Origin of the sequence: Tardiphaga sp. 172_B4_N1_3 (genome assembly GCF_052076035.1) — a bacterium.
GTDB lineage: Bacteria > Pseudomonadota > Alphaproteobacteria > Rhizobiales > Xanthobacteraceae > Tardiphaga > Tardiphaga robiniae.
Map to the genome: position 1 here is coordinate 4936718 of NZ_CP197238.1, position 16526 is coordinate 4953243.

Annotated in this window: 18 protein-coding genes and 1 tRNA gene; 7 read left to right on the forward strand and 12 right to left on the reverse strand. The window is 61.7% G+C overall.

Annotated features, from left to right (window positions below):
- Positions 1-62 precede the first annotated feature (62 nt).
- The 5 genes from AB7783_RS23390 to rpmI form a co-directional block, all read right to left on the reverse strand.
- Positions 63-830 carry a sulfite exporter TauE/SafE family protein gene (locus AB7783_RS23390; protein ID WP_244558212.1) on the reverse strand — a complete coding sequence of 256 codons (768 nt, stop codon included), beginning with the start codon at positions 828-830 and terminating at the stop codon, positions 63-65.
- A complete protein-coding gene (gene pheT, locus AB7783_RS23395; RefSeq protein WP_441278915.1) occupies positions 827-3232 on the reverse strand; it encodes a phenylalanine--tRNA ligase subunit beta in 2406 nt (801 codons plus the stop codon). The genes AB7783_RS23390 and pheT overlap by 4 nt, the downstream gene beginning before the upstream one ends.
- Positions 3229-4311 carry a phenylalanine--tRNA ligase subunit alpha gene (gene pheS, locus AB7783_RS23400; RefSeq protein WP_441278916.1) on the reverse strand — a complete coding sequence of 361 codons (1083 nt, stop codon included), beginning with the start codon at positions 4309-4311 and terminating at the stop codon, positions 3229-3231. Before pheS ends, pheT begins: the two co-directional genes overlap by 4 nt.
- A 206-nt stretch (positions 4312-4517) precedes the next feature.
- A complete protein-coding gene (gene rplT / locus AB7783_RS23405; RefSeq protein ID WP_068730282.1) occupies positions 4518-4877 on the reverse strand; it encodes a 50S ribosomal protein L20 in 360 nt (119 codons plus the stop codon).
- Positions 4878-4945: 68 nt separating this feature from the next.
- Entirely contained in the window at positions 4946-5146 is a 201-nt protein-coding gene (gene rpmI / locus AB7783_RS23410) for a 50S ribosomal protein L35 (protein WP_068730283.1), read from the reverse strand.
- A gap of 293 nt (positions 5147-5439) precedes the next feature.
- Here rpmI and AB7783_RS23415 point away from each other — a divergent pair, with 293 nt between their 5' ends.
- Entirely contained in the window at positions 5440-5586 is a 147-nt protein-coding gene (locus AB7783_RS23415; protein ID WP_176454502.1) for a hypothetical protein, read from the forward strand.
- Between the two features lie 113 nt (positions 5587-5699).
- Here AB7783_RS23415 and infC read toward each other — a convergent pair whose 3' ends face one another.
- On the reverse strand, positions 5700-6239 hold the full coding sequence (infC, locus tag AB7783_RS23420) for a translation initiation factor IF-3 (protein ID WP_086936983.1): 540 nt from the start codon (positions 6237-6239) through the stop codon (positions 5700-5702).
- 322 nt (positions 6240-6561) lie between these two features.
- On the opposite strand from infC, the gene AB7783_RS23425 reads away from it, so the two are divergent.
- Positions 6562-7344 (forward strand): alpha/beta hydrolase, encoded by a 783-nt coding sequence (locus AB7783_RS23425; protein ID WP_441278917.1) that lies wholly within the window; start codon positions 6562-6564, stop codon positions 7342-7344.
- A gap of 66 nt (positions 7345-7410) precedes the next feature.
- On the forward strand, positions 7411-7881 hold the full coding sequence (locus AB7783_RS23430) for a nuclear transport factor 2 family protein (protein WP_441278918.1): 471 nt from the start codon (positions 7411-7413) through the stop codon (positions 7879-7881).
- Here AB7783_RS23430 and queG read toward each other — a convergent pair.
- Positions 7841-9076: a tRNA epoxyqueuosine(34) reductase QueG gene (queG, locus tag AB7783_RS23435; RefSeq protein ID WP_441278919.1), complete on the reverse strand. Its 1236-nt coding sequence runs from the start codon at positions 9074-9076 to the stop codon at positions 7841-7843. The genes AB7783_RS23430 and queG overlap by 41 nt on opposite strands.
- On the reverse strand, positions 9025-9717 hold the full coding sequence (locus tag AB7783_RS23440) for a glutathione S-transferase family protein (protein ID WP_068730287.1): 693 nt from the start codon (positions 9715-9717) through the stop codon (positions 9025-9027). The genes queG and AB7783_RS23440 overlap by 52 nt, the downstream gene beginning before the upstream one ends.
- Positions 9718-9922: 205 nt before the next feature.
- Here AB7783_RS23440 and AB7783_RS23445 point away from each other — a divergent pair, with 205 nt between their 5' ends.
- A complete protein-coding gene (locus AB7783_RS23445; RefSeq protein ID WP_170849629.1) occupies positions 9923-10732 on the forward strand; it encodes an undecaprenyl-diphosphate phosphatase in 810 nt (269 codons plus the stop codon).
- 74 nt (positions 10733-10806) lie between these two features.
- Here the strand turns inward: AB7783_RS23445 and AB7783_RS23450 are convergent, their stop codons facing one another.
- The gene (locus AB7783_RS23450) at positions 10807-11775 is read right to left on the reverse strand and encodes a complex I NDUFA9 subunit family protein (RefSeq protein ID WP_439078861.1); all 969 of its coding nucleotides are present in this window, start codon (positions 11773-11775) and stop codon (positions 10807-10809) included.
- A gap of 163 nt (positions 11776-11938) precedes the next feature.
- On the opposite strand from AB7783_RS23450, the gene AB7783_RS23455 reads away from it, so the two are divergent.
- Positions 11939-12025: transfer RNA gene (locus AB7783_RS23455), tRNA-Leu, on the forward strand.
- 151 nt (positions 12026-12176) lie between these two features.
- Here AB7783_RS23455 and AB7783_RS23460 read toward each other — a convergent pair.
- The 3 genes from AB7783_RS23460 to AB7783_RS23470 all read right to left on the reverse strand — a co-directional run bounded on the left by AB7783_RS23460 (position 12177) and on the right by AB7783_RS23470 (position 14305).
- Positions 12177-12812, reverse strand: a complete 636-nt coding sequence (locus AB7783_RS23460) for a 2-dehydro-3-deoxy-6-phosphogalactonate aldolase (protein WP_441278920.1) — start codon at positions 12810-12812, stop codon at positions 12177-12179.
- The gene (locus tag AB7783_RS23465) at positions 12809-13732 is read right to left on the reverse strand and encodes a 2-dehydro-3-deoxygalactonokinase (protein WP_441278921.1); all 924 of its coding nucleotides are present in this window, start codon (positions 13730-13732) and stop codon (positions 12809-12811) included. The genes AB7783_RS23460 and AB7783_RS23465 overlap by 4 nt, the downstream gene beginning before the upstream one ends.
- A gap of 114 nt (positions 13733-13846) precedes the next feature.
- On the reverse strand, positions 13847-14305 hold the full coding sequence (locus AB7783_RS23470) for a hypothetical protein (protein ID WP_441278922.1): 459 nt from the start codon (positions 14303-14305) through the stop codon (positions 13847-13849).
- Between the two features lie 380 nt (positions 14306-14685).
- Here AB7783_RS23470 and AB7783_RS23475 point away from each other — a divergent pair, with 380 nt between their 5' ends.
- The gene (locus AB7783_RS23475; RefSeq protein ID WP_081421711.1) at positions 14686-14775 is read left to right on the forward strand and encodes a K(+)-transporting ATPase subunit F; all 90 of its coding nucleotides are present in this window, start codon (positions 14686-14688) and stop codon (positions 14773-14775) included.
- Between the two features lie 28 nt (positions 14776-14803).
- Positions 14804-16507 carry a potassium-transporting ATPase subunit KdpA gene (kdpA, locus tag AB7783_RS23480; protein ID WP_441278923.1) on the forward strand — a complete coding sequence of 568 codons (1704 nt, stop codon included), beginning with the start codon at positions 14804-14806 and terminating at the stop codon, positions 16505-16507.
- Positions 16508-16526 lie beyond the last annotated feature (19 nt).

The following is a 16526-nucleotide window of genomic DNA, read 5'->3' on the forward strand; positions in this document are numbered from 1 at the left end:
GTTGTTCTTGAATTGGAGAGACCCTAGCGCCGCGGCGGCTGGCGCCGCAAGTCACGCAAGCGTCAGTGAAATATCCCGTCGAACAGCGGCAGGCTGATCAGCGCCGAGACGGCGATCAGCGCGTAGCAGATCTTGCGGAACAGCTCGTCGCTGGCCTTGCCGAACAGTTTCGAGCCAATCCACAGGCCGAGGCCGAACAGGGGGCCGGTCACTACCGCGAGCCCAAGGATGGCCGTGCTCCACAATCCGCCGATCGTATAACTGATGATGATCAAGACGTCTGCAACCGCGAAATACAGGATGATATTTGCGCGGGTGACGGCAGCGACTGCGGCGTCTCGCAGCCAATACATCACTATCGGCGGGCCGCCGAGTTGCGCCAAGCCACCAAAAAAGCCGGCGACGCCGCCGACACTGACCGTCACCGGAACGGTCGGCTTACCGGGATAGCGCCAGCCGGAGATCAGTAGCGTCAGCATCGTGACGATCAGTGCGACGATGCCCCAACGAACAGTCAGCGGATCGGCCCAGGCCAAGGCCATCGTGCCGAGCGGCACGCCAATAAGTGCGCCCAGCGAAATGATGCTGACGTCGCGCCTGTCGGCTCGTCTTGCGGCGTTCGGGATCAGCGTCAGCGTAGTCGAGAAGTCGATCAACAGCAGCAAGGGCGACGCGACCTGCGCGCCCGCCACGCTTGAGGCGAGCGGCATGAAGATCAGCGCCGAACCGAAGCCCGAAAACCCGCGGGCCAGTCCGGCGATGAAGGCGGTGACGGTGATAAAAACGAGCGACGTGGTCGAATACTGGACCAGGCCGAGTGATTCCATCATGCGCGTAACGTGCCGCCCGTCTTCTTCGTTACTTCCGCCACGATCTTCGCTGCCACCGCATCGATTTCCTGATCAGTCAGCGTCTTCTCGCGCGGCTGGATCGTGACCGCAATTGCCACCGACTTCTTGTCGTCGTCGATGCCCTTGCCTTCGTAGACGTCGAACACGGTCACATCGGTGACCAGCTTTTTGTCTACGCCGGCTGCCGCACGGACGATGTCGCCGGACCTGACCTTGCGATCGACGATGAAGGCGAAGTCGCGTGATACAGGCTGGAACGCCGAGAGCTCCAAAGTCGGTTTGGCGCGGGTCGCCTTCTGCTTGGCGTCGGGAATGCGATCGAGGATCACTTCGAACGCCATCAACGGGCCGTCGGCACCGAGTGCTTCGAGCGTGCGCGGGTGCAATTCGCCGAAATGACCGAGGACGTTCTGCGGACCGATCTGGATCGTGCCGGACCGGCCAGGATGTAGCCAGTCGGCGCCACCAGCGACGATCTGCAGCGCCTGCATCGGCGCACCTGCGGCTGCGAGAACTGCAAAGGCATCGGCCTTGGCGTCGAGTGCGTTCGCAGCGCTGGCGCCTGACCAATGACGGCCGTTGCCAGCCGACGAGGCGAGGCCACGCCGCACGCCGGATGCAGCCATGAACTGATCCTGCGGGCGATCGCCGCGGAAGATCTGGCCGACTTCGAACAGCGCTAGGTCGGACGAACCGCGATGCGCATTGGCCTGAGCGGCTGCGATCAGTCCGGGCAACAGGCTCGGCCGCATGTCGGAGAGGTCGGAGGCGATCGGGTTGGCCAGCGCCAGTTCCGGCGCGCCGCCGCCGAACACCTCGGCATGCGGCTTCGAGATGAACGACCATGTCACGGCCTCGACGAGGCCGCGCGCGGCCAGTCCACGCTTGGCGCGGCGGGTGCGCTGCTGGATCTGCGTCAGTACCGGCTTGCGCGGGGCATCGCCGCGCGGGAACGGCGTCATCGGCACCTTGTCGACGCCGAAGATGCGCATGACTTCTTCGACGATGTCAGCCTTGCCGGTCACGTCGCTACGCCATGACGGCACTGCAACCTTCACCACGGGGCCGCTACCGGCCACCATGAAGCCGAGATGCGTCAGGATGCGTCGCATCTCCGGGAATGGCACGTCGATGGCGGCGAGGCGCTTCACCTCGGCAATCGGGAAGTCGATGATACGGTCGTCGCCGTAGGGCTTGCCAACGACGATGCTCTCCGACGGTGCGCCGCCGCACAGTTCCATCACCAGCTTGGTTGCCAGTTCGAGACCGGGCACCATGAACACCGGATCGACGCCGCGCTCGAACCGATAACGCGCGTCGGAATTGATCCCGAGCCTGCGGCCGGTCTGCGCGATATTGATCTCGTTCCACAGCGCGGATTCGATCAGTACATCGGTGGTGTCTTCCGAACAGCCGGAGGCTTCGCCGCCCATGATGCCGGCGAGCGATTCCACGCCGTTGTCATCGGCGATAACGCAGGCCTTGCTGTCGAGTGTGTAGGTCTTGCCGTCGAGCGCGAGCAGCGTCTCGCCGTCACGTGCGCGGCGGACAACGATGTCACCCTTTACCTTGGACGCATCGAACACATGCAGCGGACGGGCGCGGTCGAAGGTCAGGAAGTTGGTGATGTCGACCAGTGCATTGATTGGGCGCAGGCCGATGGAGGTCAGCTTCTTCTGCAGCCACTCCGGCGATGGGCCGTTCTTGACGCCGCGCACGAGACGCAGTGCGAAGCCGGGGCACAGCTTGGCGTCTTCGACGGTGACTTTCACCGGGCAGGGGAATTCGCCCTTGATCGGCTTGATGCCGGGATTCTTGAACACGCCCATGTCGGCCGCGGCGAGATCGCGCGCAATGCCCGACACGCCGGTGCAGTCCTGACGATTGGGCGTCAGGTTGATTTCTATGACGGGATCGCCGAGTTTGGCCCAGTCGGCATAGATCGCGCCGACGGGCGCATCGGCGGGCAGTTCGATGATGCCGTCGATCACGTCGGGGAGTCCGAGTTCGCCGGCCGAGCACAACATGCCCTGGCTTTCGACGCCGCGGATATTGCCGAGGCCGATGGTGAAATCCTTACCCGGGATAAAAGTACCAGGCCTGGCGAGGACGGTCTTCAATCCCGCGCGCGCATTCGGCGCCCCGCAGACGATCTGCAGCAGCTTGTCATCGCCGGCATTCACGGTGCAGACGCGCAACCGATCTGCATTGGGATGTTGCACGGCTGTGACGATCTCGGCGATCGTGAACGGCTTCAGCAGCTTCGCCTTACCGTCGATATGTTCGACCTCGAGCCCGATCATGGTGAGCTTGTCGGTCAGCGTCTCGAGCGACTCGTCGGTCTCGAGATGATCCTTCAGCCAGGAGAGGGAGAATTTCACGTGCTCAGTCCTCCGGCCAGCGTCGGTACTTCAAGCGGCTTGAAGCCGTAGTGATTGAGCCAGCGCACGTCGCCTTCGAACAGCTGACGCAGGTCGGCCATGCCGTATTTCAGCATCGCGATACGATCGATGCCCATGCCCCAGGCGAAGCCCTGATACACATCGGGATCGATGCCGCAGGCGCGTAGCACATTCGGATGCACCATGCCGCAGCCGAGAATCTCGAGCCAGTCTTCGCCTTCGCCGAAGCGGATCTCGTTCTTGTCGCGGCGACACTGGATATCGACTTCCAGCGACGGCTCCGTGAATGGGAAGAACGACGGACGGAAGCGCATATTGACGTTGTCGACCTCGAAGAAAGCCTTGCAGAATTCGTGCAGGATCCATTTGAGGTGACCGAGATGCGAACCCTTGTCGATGACCAGGCCCTCGACCTGATGGAACATCGGCGTGTGAGTCTGGTCAGAGTCGCTGCGATAGGTGCGGCCCGGACAGATCACGCGGATCGGCGGCTGCTGGCTCAGCATGGTGCGCACCTGCACCGGTGACGTATGCGTGCGCAGCAACAGGCGCGAGCCATCTTCCTTCGGATTGAAGTAGAAGGTGTCGTGCATCTCGCGGGCTGGATGGCCCTCAGGGAAATTCAGCTTGGTGAAATTGTAGTCGTCCGTCTCGATGTCCGGACCTTCGGCGACGGCGAAGCCCATATCGGCGAAGATCGTCGTCAACTCGTCCCATGTCTGGCTGAGTGGATGAATGCGGCCGAGCTCAGCGGGGCCATCGCGCAGCGGCAGCGTCACGTCGATGGTCTCGGACGCGAGGCGTGCATCGAGTGCGGCGGATTTCAGCACGTCGCGGCGCGCGGTCAGCGCCTGCGTGACGGTGTCCTTGGCCAGGTTGATGGCCGCGCCTTCGGTCTTGCGTTCTTCTGCCGTCATCTTGCCGAGAGTCGACAACAGCGCGGAGATCGAACCCTTCTTGCCGAGCGCGCCGACGCGCACGGCTTCCAGGGCGGCTTCGTCGGAGGCATTGGCAATATCGGCCAGAATAGTCTGTTGGAGCGTCGTCAGATCGGACATCAGCAACCTCGATGAGAGAGGCGGGCGCCTCTTGCTGTCTGCGCGTCCGACGGAAGGCCGGGCACCAGCTTCTACAGCACGGGTATCACAGGGATTAAGACGTCAATGGCCGGGACAGGAGCGCGTGAACGCTTCTGCCCGGCCATGACAATGTCGATGAATACGCGGAGTGGAGAGCTCAGGCCGCCAGTGCGGCCTTTGCTGGCTTAGGCTGCGAGTGCAGCTTTGGCCTTCTCAGCAATCGCGTTGAACGCCGCCGGCTCGTTGATCGCGAGATCCGAGAGCACCTTGCGGTCGACCGTCACGCCGGACTTGGCGAGACCGTTGATAAACACGCTGTAGGTCATGCCGAGCGGACGGACGGCAGCGTTGAGACGCTGGATCCAGAGCGCGCGGAACGTACGCTTCTTGCGCTTGCGATCGCGGAACGCATATTGGCCGGCCTTGTCGACGGCGGCCTTTGCGGCGCGAATGGTGTTCTTGCGGCGACCGCGGAAACCCTTGGCGGCCTTGTAGACTTTCTTATGCTTGGCGTGAGCCGTCACACCGCGTTTTACGCGAGCCATGACTGATCTCCTTCATCTGAAATAACAAAAGGGGTGATATCCGCCGCAATGAAGCGGCGTAAGGGCGATCAGGCGTTTGGCAGAAAGTACTGCTTGATGTTGTCGCCGTCGGTCTTGAACAGCACGCGGGTGCCGCGGAGCTGACGAATCTGCTTCTTCGTCCGCTTGATCATACCGTGGCGCTTACCGGCATGGGCGGCCATGACCTTACCCGTTCCGGTGACTTTAAAGCGCTTTTTAGCGCCCGACTTGGTCTTCAGCTTGGGCATTTGGCTCTCCTATGGCCACGCAGAAAGCGCCCCGAAAGGCGTTGCGTCGGCTAAAATGCTCGTTAGAGCGTTGAAAATGCTCAACTAACCGCCGTTTGCGGGAAGTCAGCACAGTCGTCGACACGGCAGCCCTTAATCAGCCGGGCGACGAAGGTTGCGCTTATGGCAGAGGAATGCTCCGATGGCAACGATTAACGCGGCTCAACACTCTGTTTAGCGCATGGCTTCAGACTGGTCCGACGCGCCCCGGATGCCTATGTGATCCGGACCAGAGAAACAGAGGGACGACGACAATGGCCCGGAATGCACGTGCCGCCGCAAGGGCGGTTGCCATCCAGCAAGATGCTGCTGCTCAGACCGCCACCCGCTGGATGTTCGCAGCCGCTGGCCTCGCCGCGGCTCTCGCGCTGGCCGGTGCACTCGCCCTCATTTCGGGCTGAGCCGCCCAGCTCCGAACGATCTCCGAATACTCTCCCAAAGAAAAAGGCCCGCCAGAAATCTGACGGGCCGAAATTCTGATTGCCAACCTCGTTAAGGTCAGTCGCCGCTACGATCAGCGCGGTGCGAGCACCATCACCACCTGACGACCTTCGAAGCGCGCGTCCTGCTCCACCTTGGCGTATTCGGCGACGTCTGCTTTGACCTTGTCGAGCAGCTTGGTACCGATTTCCTGGTGCGCCATTTCGCGGCCACGATAGCGCAAGGTGATTTTAACCTTGTCGCCTTCTTCGAAGAAGCGCTGCATTGCGCGCATTTTCACGTCGTAGTCATGATCATCGATCATCGGGCGGAGCTTGATCTCCTTGATTTCGACGATCTTCTGCTTCTTGCGGGCCTCGGCGGCCTTCTTCTGCGCCGAATATTTGAACTTCCCGTAGTCCATGATCTTGCAGACGGGGGGGCTCACATTCGGCGAAATCTCGACCAGATCCATACCGGCTTCCATCGCCATCTTGATCGCAGCAATGGTTTCCACGGTGCCGTGGTTGAGGCCGGTCTGATCAATCAGCTGGATCTGCAGATTGCGAATTTCATCGTTGGTGCGCGGCCCGTCTTTGGTTGCGGCGGGCGGGGCTCTGTTGGGACGGCGAATGGGTAACTCTCCAATGTTGTTTAGGAAGGCCGCAGTGTGAAGGAATAAGGCGTTTGGAGCAAGCAAACTCACGCAACGCAGCGTCAATCACTCAAATACGAGGCAATTTCGTCACGCGAAAGGCCATAGGCGCAATACACCGCTGACTTGGGTCAAATAGAGTTCCCAGACCCGTTCTGCAAGCCGTGGTTGACAGGAGCGCAACGCGGCATCGAGGCGGACGTTCCCTGGGATGGTATGGACCTTGAGGATCGACGTTGACGATCCCGACCTGCTCAATCAAACAGCAAGCGGCATTTCAGGGTCGAACAAGGATGGTTTGATGAGCACAACGGTATCGACCGACCCCACTTTCATCACGGCAGGTACAGGCAGTAGCCGCCGCCAGATCGCCATGCGGGTCCGCGATGGCGCTGCTCCGGGCCTGTTCTGGATGAGCGGCTTCAAATCCGACATGCAGGGCGGCAAGGCGGTGGCGCTCGATGCCTGGGCCGCCGACCATGGCCGGGCCTGTGTACGTTTCGATTATTCCGGCCATGGTGAATCCGGCGGCGATTTCGTCGATGGCACCATCGGCCAATGGCTGGAGGATAGCCTCGCGGCGTTCGATGCAGCCTGCCAGGGTCCGCAGGTAGTGATCGGCTCGTCGATGGGCGGCTGGATGGCACTCCTGCTGGCGCGCGCGCTGGCCCGACGCGGCAAAGTGGGGCGCGCGACGCTGAAGGGTCTGGTGCTGATCGCGCCGGCGCCGGATTTCACCGAAGAGCTGATGTGGAAAGGCTTTTCGCCGGATATTCGCGCGGAGATCGAGACCACCGGTCAATGGCTGCGCCCGTCGGAATATGGCGAGCCCTATCCGATCACACGGCAGTTGATCGAAGAGGGGCGCAATCACCTGCTGCTCGGCAGCGCGATCGATGTCGGTTGCCCCGTGCGAATTCTTCAGGGCAGGCAGGACCCCGACGTGCCCTGGCAGCACGCTTTCCGCCTGGCCGAACGGCTGCCGAGCGAAGATGTCGTGTTGACCATGATCCAGGACGGCGACCATCGGCTGTCGCGCCCGCAGGACATTGCGCGACTATTGTCGGCTGTGGCGGAGTTTTGATTGCATCACCCGCACCGTTGAATAGGCTCGCCTGAAAAGAGCGATCAATCAGCGGGAGGGATTCGGATGGATGCTACGGCACTCTTGCGCGCATTTTGCGATGCCGTTGAACAGCGTGACGGCCATAGCTTCGCTGCGCTGTTCACTGAAGACGGCGTCTATCACGACGTCTTCTATGGTGCGTTTGAAGGCCGTGCCAAAATCGCCGACATGGTCGACGACTGGTTCTATCGGACCGCGGAAGATTTTCGTTGGGACATGCACACGCCCGTCAGCGACGGCACCACGCTCTATGCGCGCTACACGTTCAGTTATCGCTCGAAACTCCCGGAAGCCAATGGCGGCCGCGCGATGTTCGAAGGCGTTGCGATCATGACGCTGCGTGACGGCAAGATCGTGAGCTATCATGAAGTGGCCAATACGGCGCCGGCCTTCGTCGATTTGCATTTCGCGCCGGAGCGCATCGCCAAGATCGTCGCCAAGCAGGGTGAAGCGCTCAAAGCTCGGCCGGAGATGGCGCGACATCTGACGAACTGAGCGCGAGCTGCCATTCGTCGTTCACGCTCCCATCCTTTTCAGCGTCGCCGAGTTGCGTGGCCAGCGCAGCAAATTCGTCTGCGGGCATTAGTTGCGACAGCGCCCATATCGCTGCCCCGCGCACCACAGGACTTTCATCGCTGAGCAGTCGCTGCGCGTCGTCTATCAGCGACAGGTCGTTCGAATTGCCGATGGCGATCAACACATTGCGGATGAAACGGTTGCGGCCAATGCGCTTCACGGGTGACTTCGTGAAGAACGCGCGGAAAGCCGCATCGTCGAGCTTCGCAAGTTCGGTCAGCGACGGCGCGCGCAACGCGTCGCGTGCGGCGAGTTTGATCTCGCGGCCTTCCTGGGCGAATTTGTTCCATGGGCAGGCGGCGAGGCAATCGTCGCAGCCATAGATGCGGTTGCCCATGGGCTTACGAAACTCGTGGGGGATCGGGCCCTTGTTCTCGATGGTGAGATAGGAAATGCAGCGCCGAGCATCGAGTTTGTAAGGCGCCGGAAAGGCCGATGTCGGGCAGCTGTCGAGACAGGCCTGGCACGAGCCGCAGTGATCGATGGTGCGCGCATCGCGCGGCAGTTCGAGCGTGGTGAAGATCGCGCCGAGAAACAGCCACGAGCCGAATTCGCGCGAGACGAGATTGGTATGCTTGCCCTGCCAGCCCAATCCTGCGGCACCGGCGAGCGGCTTTTCCATCACGGCAGCCGTATCGACAAACACTTTCACATCGCCGCCGGCTTGCGCGATCAGCCAGCGCGCCAGCAGCTTCAGGCGCTTCTTGATGAGGTCATGATAATCGTCGCCGCGGGCATAGACCGAGATCGCAGCATGCGAGCGTTGCCTGAGGATCTCGAGCGGATTCTCGTCGGGTCCGTAATTGACGCCGAGCATGATGACGGACCGAACGTCCTGCCACATCACCTTGGGATCGGCGCGGCGGTCGGGATTGTCGGCAAGCCACTCCATGTCGCCATGGGCGCCGGCGTTGAGAAATTCCTGCAGCCGTTCGCGCACGCCGGCGATGGCGTCCGGATCGGTGATCCCGATTGAATCGAAGCCCAGCGCCTTCGCCTCGCGCGTCAGCGTGTCCTTGAGATCGGCGGGAAGCGTGGCGCGGTCGTCGTCAGCGGATGAGCTCAGAAATCGAGATCCACATAGGTCCGCGATGCCGGCACGCCCGCCAGCCATTCGCTCAGCAGCGGTCGGAACGACGGACGGGATTTCACCCGCGCGTACCACGCCTTCGCTGCGTCGTCCTCGCTCCATGGCACATCGCCCAGATAGTCGATCGCCGACAGATGAGCTGCCGCGACCAGATCCGCGTAAGTCAGTCGGTCACCGGCCAGAAAATTGCGCGTCCGCGCCAGCCAGCCGATATAGGCCAGATGATAGCGCACATTTGCGGTGGCTGCGCGAATCACATCCATCGCCGGGGCGCCGCCGCCGACCTCTTCGCTCATGAAGCGCTTGTAGATGCGCTCGGTGACCAGTGGGCCGGATGCTTCCTCGAAGAATTTCTCGTTGAACCACGCCATCAGCCGGCGCACTTCGATGCGTTCCGCCATCGCAACAGGCAGCAGGCGGCGATCGCCCATCTCCGGTCCATGGGTCTCGTCGATATATTCGGCGATGATTCCGGCGCCTGGAATCGGCGGGAAACCGTCGGTGAGCAGCACCGGCGTAGTTCCCGCAGGATTGAGCGCCAGAAATGCCTCGCGCCGATCCCACGGCCGCTCGTCCACCAGTGTGAGATCGAGTCCGTATTCGCCGAGTACGAGACGAATGAAGCGGGAATGCGGACAGAACGAGTGATGGTAAAGCGTGTACATGCCGGCCTTGATAGTTATGCGGTCGTTAAGAAAGCGTCTCGGTTGCGTCGGTGGTAAAAGTGTCACGCGGCGCGCGCCAAACTAGCGAAGCTTGGCTCTGAGGCAACCCGCGAATGTGATGGTATTTGCGATTGCAGCAATGAAGGGAATAGGCGAGAAGAACCCGGCTTTTTCAGGCCCACACTGACGAAGGACAGATAAGCGGATGATGTCTGATGCGATAAGGGCGGTGATTCTCGGCATTGTCGAGGGTGTCACCGAGTTCCTGCCGGTTTCCTCAACGGGGCATCTGCTGCTCGCGGAACGCTTCTTCGATCTGGGCGAGGACAATTTCTGGAAAAGCTTCGCCGTGCTGATCCAGCTGGGCGCCATTCTGGCGATCCTTGCACTTTACTTCGGCAAGTTGTGGCATATCGCGCTGAACCTGTTCAAAGGCGACGCTGCGGCGCGCCGTTTCGTGATCGGCGTACTGATCGCGTTCCTGCCTGCTGCCATCATCGGCGCCGCTGCCGGCGGCTATGTCAAAAGCTATTTGTTCAATCCGTGGGTCGTGTGTTTCTCGCTGATCGTTGGCGGCGCGATCCTGCTCTGGGTCGATCAGCTCGATCTTGAGCCCGTGCATCACGATGCCACGACGTTCCCGTTGCCGATGTATCTCAAGATCGGTCTGGCGCAGTGCGTGGCGATGATTCCCGGCGTGTCGCGCTCCGGCGCGACCATCGTCGGCGCTATGCTGCTCGGTGCTGAAAAGCGCGCAGCGGCGGAGTTCTCGTTCTTCCTGGCGATCCCGACCATGGTCGGTGCCTTCGTCTACGATCTCTACAAGAGCCGGGCCGATCTCTCGGTCGATCACGGTGTGATCATCGCCATCGGTTTCGTGGTATCGTTCATCACCGCGATCATCGTGGTGAAAAGCTTTCTCGGCTACGTGACCCGCCACGGCTTCGCGTTGTTCGCATGGTGGCGCGTGATCGTCGGTACGCTCGGCCTGATCGCGCTGGCGCTGGGCTACTGAATTTTGCCAAACACTCTGCTGTCATCCCCGCTCCACGCACGCCTTCGGCGTGCCTGGCGGGGACGACAATATCGTCAGTTTATGCCGTTATGTGCGAACTGACCGGTGGCGCGGAAGCGCCAGAGATATTGTGGTGCAATAGCTTCCAGTGAATCAGCGGCAATACCCAGGCCATCCAGCGTTAGACCGGCCGCCTTGGCGGCTTCCGACACCACATTGTCGACACCAAGCATGGTGACCTGATCCGGCGTCAGCTTGAAGTCGCCAGGGGCAAATTGCAGGAAATAGGACTGAAGCTTGGCGATGGCCGTCGGCACCGGCAGCGTCATGCGCTTGCGCTCGATAGTCGTCAGAATGATCTCGATGATCTCATTCATCGTCAGCACTTCCGGGCCGCCAAGTTCATAGGTGGCGCCCGGCCTGGTCTTGCCGTCGACGGCATCGGCCGCAGCCTGGGCGACATCGCCCACATAGACCGGCTGCATCTTGGTCGTGGCGCCGAACACCGGCATCACCGGGGCCATCCGGGCGAGATTGGCAAATCGATTGGTGAACTGATCCTCGGGGCCGAACACGATCGACGGGCGCAGGATGGTCGCGGAAGGCACAGCCGCCAGCACGGCCTGCTCGCCGGCCGCCTTGGCACGGGCATAGGCCGATTCGGAATCGGCATCGGCGCCGATGGCTGAAAACTGCACCATCCGCGCGCCGATCTCGGCGGCAGCCTGCGCGACCGCGCCGGCGCCTCGCGCCTGCACGGCATCAAAGGTCTGCGCGCCGCTTTCGGTCAGGATACCCACCAGATTGACGACGATGCTGGCGTCGCGCATCGCGGCCTTGATCGAGGCGGGGTGACGCAAATTGGCCTGAACGATATTGATCTGTCCGACACGGCCAAGCGGTTGCAGATGGCCGGCCAGTTCCGGCCGACGCACGGCGACCCTGATCCGGTATTCACGCTTGGCCAGCGCGCGGACCACATGGCGTCCCACGAAGCCGGATCCGCCGAAAACCGTAACGAGGGTGTCGATGGGGGCAGCCATGGATCAGTTCCTTGAGTCAGTCATGCAAGGGCAAAACGGGGGAATTTAGACCAATTCGCGATACGCCAACGCGCGAGGCCTGTACAGCGGATTTGGAATTGAACGAAGCAATTTGACAAGCGCGTAACGGCCCCCTACTAACCGCGCCACGTGCCTCGCACGTGCCCAGGTGGCGGAATTGGTAGACGCGCTGGCTTCAGGTGCCAGTGGCTTAACGGCCGTGAAGGTTCGAGTCCTTTCCTGGGCACCACAGTGCTCCTAAGTCTCTGATATTCAGAGCAATTCATTGAATTTGACAGTTTGGTGCTGCGCGGTCGATGCGTGCGGCGCGGAGACGTTCTTGCTCTGCCGTCCCTCGCGAAGCGCGCGCAACAACCGCAAACAGACACTGCACTCTGCTTCTAGCGGGCCATCGCCTGATCATAAGCCACGACAGACGCCTGCGCGGTCGCCTTCACCTCGATAGCGCTCATTCCAGGCCGATACAGGCTGCTGCCAAGGCCGAAGGCCTGTATGCCGGCGGCGACATAGTCCGCGAAATTCCGATCGGAAACACCACCAACAGCCCCGATCACGACATCCCTGGGCAAAACCGCGCGAATGGCGGCGATGCCGGACGGGCCGAGGATCAATGCCGGAAAGAATTTCAGGGCGGACGCGCCGGCGCGGAGCGCGAGGAAAGCTTCGGTCGGCGAGAACACGCCGGGCATCGTGACCATGCCGCGGCTCACCGCCATCGCCAGCACATCGACATCGACATTCGGGCTCACCATCAGACGCCCGCCGACATCGGCGACGCGGGCGCAGTCATTCGCGGTGAGGACAGTGCCGGCGCCGATCAGGGTGTCGTTGCCAAATCGTTTGCAGATCCGTGCGATGGATTCGAACGGATCGGGCGAGTTCAGCGGTACTTCAATCATCTCGAAGCCGGTGTCGATCAACGTCTCGACGATGCTCTCCACCTCGTCGGGCTGCACGCCGCGCAGGATGGCGACGAGCGGACGCTTCACGGTGGGCCAACGGATTGGCTGGTTCATGTGAACTGAGCTCCCCACAGATGAATTGCGGCCTTGGTCAGGCCGTGTTGCGACGCGCGTTCGGCATCAACGATGGCGACCTCGAAGCCGGCAGCTGCAAGCGCCGACGCATAGAGATCCTTGAGCGCGCCGGCGCCGATCAGGCGTACCGGCTGCCGCGCACCATAGCGCGATCCGGCATCGGCGATTTCCGTGCCGATCAGGAGGCCCGACAGCCGCGCCGCGCCGTCGGCCTGTTGCTGGAAGCCGAGCAGTTGCGCCGCGCGCAGGCTGAAGAGCGAGGCGGTGAGGCCCGTCGGCGCATCGAGCGCGCGTTGCAGGCCATCGCGGAACGCGTCATTCGCGGCGGGCGACGGTGCGTCGTGATCCACCGCGTGTTTCAGGATGCTGTGTTGAGTGATGACCGAAAAGAGCTCGCCGGTCATATAGGTCGTGAATGACACCACGCTGCCGGCGTCGATCCAGACCCATTTGCTATGGGTGCCGGGAATGCAGACCAGACCGGTGAAGTCGGGTTCGGTCACGCCGAGCAGTTGCGTCTCTTCGCCGCGCATGACGTCGGGTGCCGCGGCGTTGGCTTGCGCGATGCCGGGTAGGATACGCACGTCGCCTTGCGTGTCGACACGCTGCGCACCGTCGTGCAAGGCGTCGAGGCGTGTCGGTGTGTGCAGATAGGGCGCCTCGATCCAGCCCTGTCGTGCGCCGGCCATACCACAGATCAACACAGGCACGTTCTGCATTCCGCCAAGTGTGGCAAGATGATCAGCGAGCACCGGAGCGAAGCCTGCAGCCGCGCAATGCAGCATGCCTTCAGGCCCGCGCGTCTCCGCAAGCACGCTGCCATCGGCGGTCATCAACCAGCCTCGAAAGCTGCTGGTGCCCCAATCGACCGCGACGAAAGCCGGTTTGTCTGCTGTCACGTTTTGCTCTGGCTTGTCATGGCACGAATTTGTGCCGAGCATAGCCGAAAGCTTCACTCTTGGAAGGCTGTTCGCGGCGGTCGGGCTACAGCATTTAGCACCGCCCCTCTTCGCTCAAGAGTAATTCTCACACAGCATCGGCTCGGAATCGGTGGGTTGGATCGCGCGCACCGGCGCTTGCGTCAGATGCGGCGTGCCTCCGCGGCTAACGACAGCGCGAAATGCATCCAGGATCGCCATCGCCATGTCTGGGTGATGCGTCTCGACGGCGCTGTCCAGCCAGTCAGGAAGGTCACGCTGGTTCGAGAGAGCGCAATGCCATTCACCTTCGTCATAAGCGAGCCGACGCAGTTGCCACCGCGGCAGTTCGATCGCGATCAGGGCAAGCGCGGCATCGGTCCAGGCGCCGGCAGCGACCAGGCGATCGAGGCGCTGGGCCTCCGCTGTGCGACGCATTGCCGGCAGGCGCTTGCAGGTGGTGAGGCAGATCGCGGTGAAGCTCGTAGCGTCAAGCGGAGCTGTTTCGGATGGCGCTTCGGAAAGGGGCGTTCGCTGAATCGAGATGAACGACATGACGGGTCTCCATGAACAGCGCGATCTTCGGAAGACCGCATCATGCAATATCCGTAGTCCGTCATTTGAATACGAGGCAGCTTCGGGCACGAAGATATAAAGGCTGCATAAGCGCCCGAGGACTAGCGGCGCACGCGCATGCGCTCCGCCGCGTCTTTATGAGATTCCTATAAGTTCGCTGCTGGCCTCATCTCGAAAACCTACGTCCTGAATGGCACCTGATCGTGCATCGGGCGCGAGAGCCGTTTGCTCCGTGTCGCCGCAGTCATTGCATCAGGAGCATTCCATGCTGGACGTCGTCATGCTGGCCCTCGGGCTCGGCTTTTTCATTCTCACCCTGGGCTACGCCTATGCCTGCGAGCGGCTGTGAGGAGCGCATCATGATTTTCGATTACACGCTCGCCGGCTTCGTGTCCGCGGCATTGCTGATCTACCTCACTTACGCGCTGCTGCGACCCGAGCGGTTCTGAGCGCGCGCACCTCAAAAGGTCAACTGACATGACAATGATTGGCTGGATTCAAATTGCTCTGTACTGCGCGGTGGTTCTCGCGCTGGTGAAGCCGCTCGGCGGCTACATGACATCAGTCTTCAACGGCGAGCGTACGTTCCTCTCTCCGATTCTGCGGCCGGTCGAAGCCGGTCTGTACTGGATCGGTGGCGTCGACGAGAAACGTGAGCAGCACTGGCTGACCTATACGGTTGCCATGCTGCTGTTTCATGTGGTCGGCTTCCTCGGTCTCTACGCGATCATGCGGCTGCAGGCCGTGCTGCCGTTCAATCCTGCCGGGCAGTCCGCGGTCGCCGAAGATCTCTCCTTCAACACCGCGATCTCCTTCATCACCAACACCAACTGGCAGAACTACGGCGGCGAAAGCACCATGTCGTATCTGACCCAGATGCTGGGTCTGACGGTACATAACTTCCTGTCGGCGGCGGGCGGCATCGCATTGGCCGTGGCACTGATCCGCGGCTTCGCACGGTCGTCGATGCGCACCATCGGTAATTTCTGGGTCGATATTACCCGTTGCACGCTCTATGTGCTGCTGCCGATCTGCATCGTCTACACGCTGTTCCTGGTCTGGCAGGGCATGCCGCAGACGCTCGGCGCTTATGTCGATGCGACCACGCTTGAAGGTGCGAAGCAGACCATCGCGGTTGGCCCCGTTGCGTCGCAGGTTGCCATCAAGATGCTCGGCACCAACGGCGGCGGCTTCTTCAACGCCAATGCGGCGCATCCGTTCGAGAACCCGACGGCGCTGTCGAACTTCATCCAGATGATCTCGATCTTCGCGCTAGGTGCGGCGATGACCAATGTGTTCGGCCGCATGGTCGGCAACCCAAGGCAAGGCTGGGCGATTCTGGCCGTGATGGGCGTGCTGTTCATTGTCGGCGTTGCCATCACCTATGGCGCCGAAGCCTCGGGCACCACAGGCCTGAATGCACTCGGCCTCACCGGCGGTAATATGGAAGGCAAGGAACTGCGCTTTGGCATTGTCGCCTCCAGCCTGTTCGCGGTCATCACCACGGCGGCATCCTGCGGTGCGGTCAATGCGATGCATGACTCGTTTACAGCGATTGGCGGCATGATCCCGCTGATCAATATGCAGCTCGGCGAGATTATCGTCGGCGGTGTTGGTGCCGGTCTCTACGGCATGCTGCTGTTCGTCGTGCTGGCAATCTTCGTCGCCGGTCTGATGGTCGGCCGCACACCGGAATATGTCGGCAAGAAGATCGAGGCGCGTGAAGTGAAGATGGCGATGCTCGCCATTCTCGTCCTGCCGCTGATGTATCTTGGTTGGACCGCGGTGGCGGTGGTGTTGCCCTCGGCCGTGGCCTCCATGGCCAATGCCGGGCCGCATGGCTTCACCGAGGTGCTTTACGCTTTCACCTCGGCCACCGGAAATAACGGCTCGGCTTTCGGTGGGCTCACAGGTAACACATTCTTTTACAACCTCACACTGGCGAGTTCGATGTTCGTCGGCCGCTTCTTCATGATCGTGCCAGCCATGGCGCTGGCCGGATCATTGGCCGCGAAGAAGTCGATCCCGGCTTCGGCCGGCACCTTGCCGACCACCGGTGGATTGTTCGTCGGCCTCGTCATCGGCGTGATTCTGATCATCGGTGGTCTCACCTTCTTCCCGGCACTCGCGCTCGGGCCGATCGTCGAGCACCTCGCGATGACCGCCAGCACCCTGTTCTGATCGGATTTGGAGTTATGTC

Bases quoted from the DNA above. Each gene is read 5' to 3' on its own strand.
- AB7783_RS23430 (WP_441278918.1), top strand. From the start codon at position 7,411: ATGGATGCTACGGCACTCTTGCGCGCATTTTGCGATGCCGTTGAACAG.
- AB7783_RS23390 (WP_244558212.1), bottom strand. From the start codon at position 830: ATGATGGAATCACTCGGCCTGGTCCAGTATTCGACCACGTCGCTCGTT.
- rpmI (WP_068730283.1), bottom strand. From the start codon at position 5,146: ATGCCCAAGCTGAAGACCAAGTCGGGCGCTAAAAAGCGCTTTAAAGTC.
- AB7783_RS23475 (WP_081421711.1), top strand. From the start codon at position 14,686: ATGATTTTCGATTACACGCTCGCCGGCTTCGTGTCCGCGGCATTGCTG.
- AB7783_RS23415 (WP_176454502.1), top strand. From the start codon at position 5,440: ATGGCCCGGAATGCACGTGCCGCCGCAAGGGCGGTTGCCATCCAGCAA.
- pheS (WP_441278916.1), bottom strand. From the start codon at position 4,311: ATGTCCGATCTGACGACGCTCCAACAGACTATTCTGGCCGATATTGCC.
- rplT (WP_068730282.1), bottom strand. From the start codon at position 4,877: ATGGCTCGCGTAAAACGCGGTGTGACGGCTCACGCCAAGCATAAGAAA.
- AB7783_RS23450 (WP_439078861.1), bottom strand. From the start codon at position 11,775: ATGGCTGCCCCCATCGACACCCTCGTTACGGTTTTCGGCGGATCCGGC.
- AB7783_RS23440 (WP_068730287.1), bottom strand. From the start codon at position 9,717: ATGTACACGCTTTACCATCACTCGTTCTGTCCGCATTCCCGCTTCATT.
- AB7783_RS23470 (WP_441278922.1), bottom strand. From the start codon at position 14,305: ATGTCGTTCATCTCGATTCAGCGAACGCCCCTTTCCGAAGCGCCATCC.
- kdpA (WP_441278923.1), top strand. From the start codon at position 14,804: ATGACAATGATTGGCTGGATTCAAATTGCTCTGTACTGCGCGGTGGTT.
- AB7783_RS23460 (WP_441278920.1), bottom strand. From the start codon at position 12,812: ATGAACCAGCCAATCCGTTGGCCCACCGTGAAGCGTCCGCTCGTCGCC.
- AB7783_RS23425 (WP_441278917.1), top strand. From the start codon at position 6,562: ATGAGCACAACGGTATCGACCGACCCCACTTTCATCACGGCAGGTACA.
- queG (WP_441278919.1), bottom strand. From the start codon at position 9,076: ATGGCTGGCGGGCGTGCCGGCATCGCGGACCTATGTGGATCTCGATTT.
- AB7783_RS23445 (WP_170849629.1), top strand. From the start codon at position 9,923: ATGATGTCTGATGCGATAAGGGCGGTGATTCTCGGCATTGTCGAGGGT.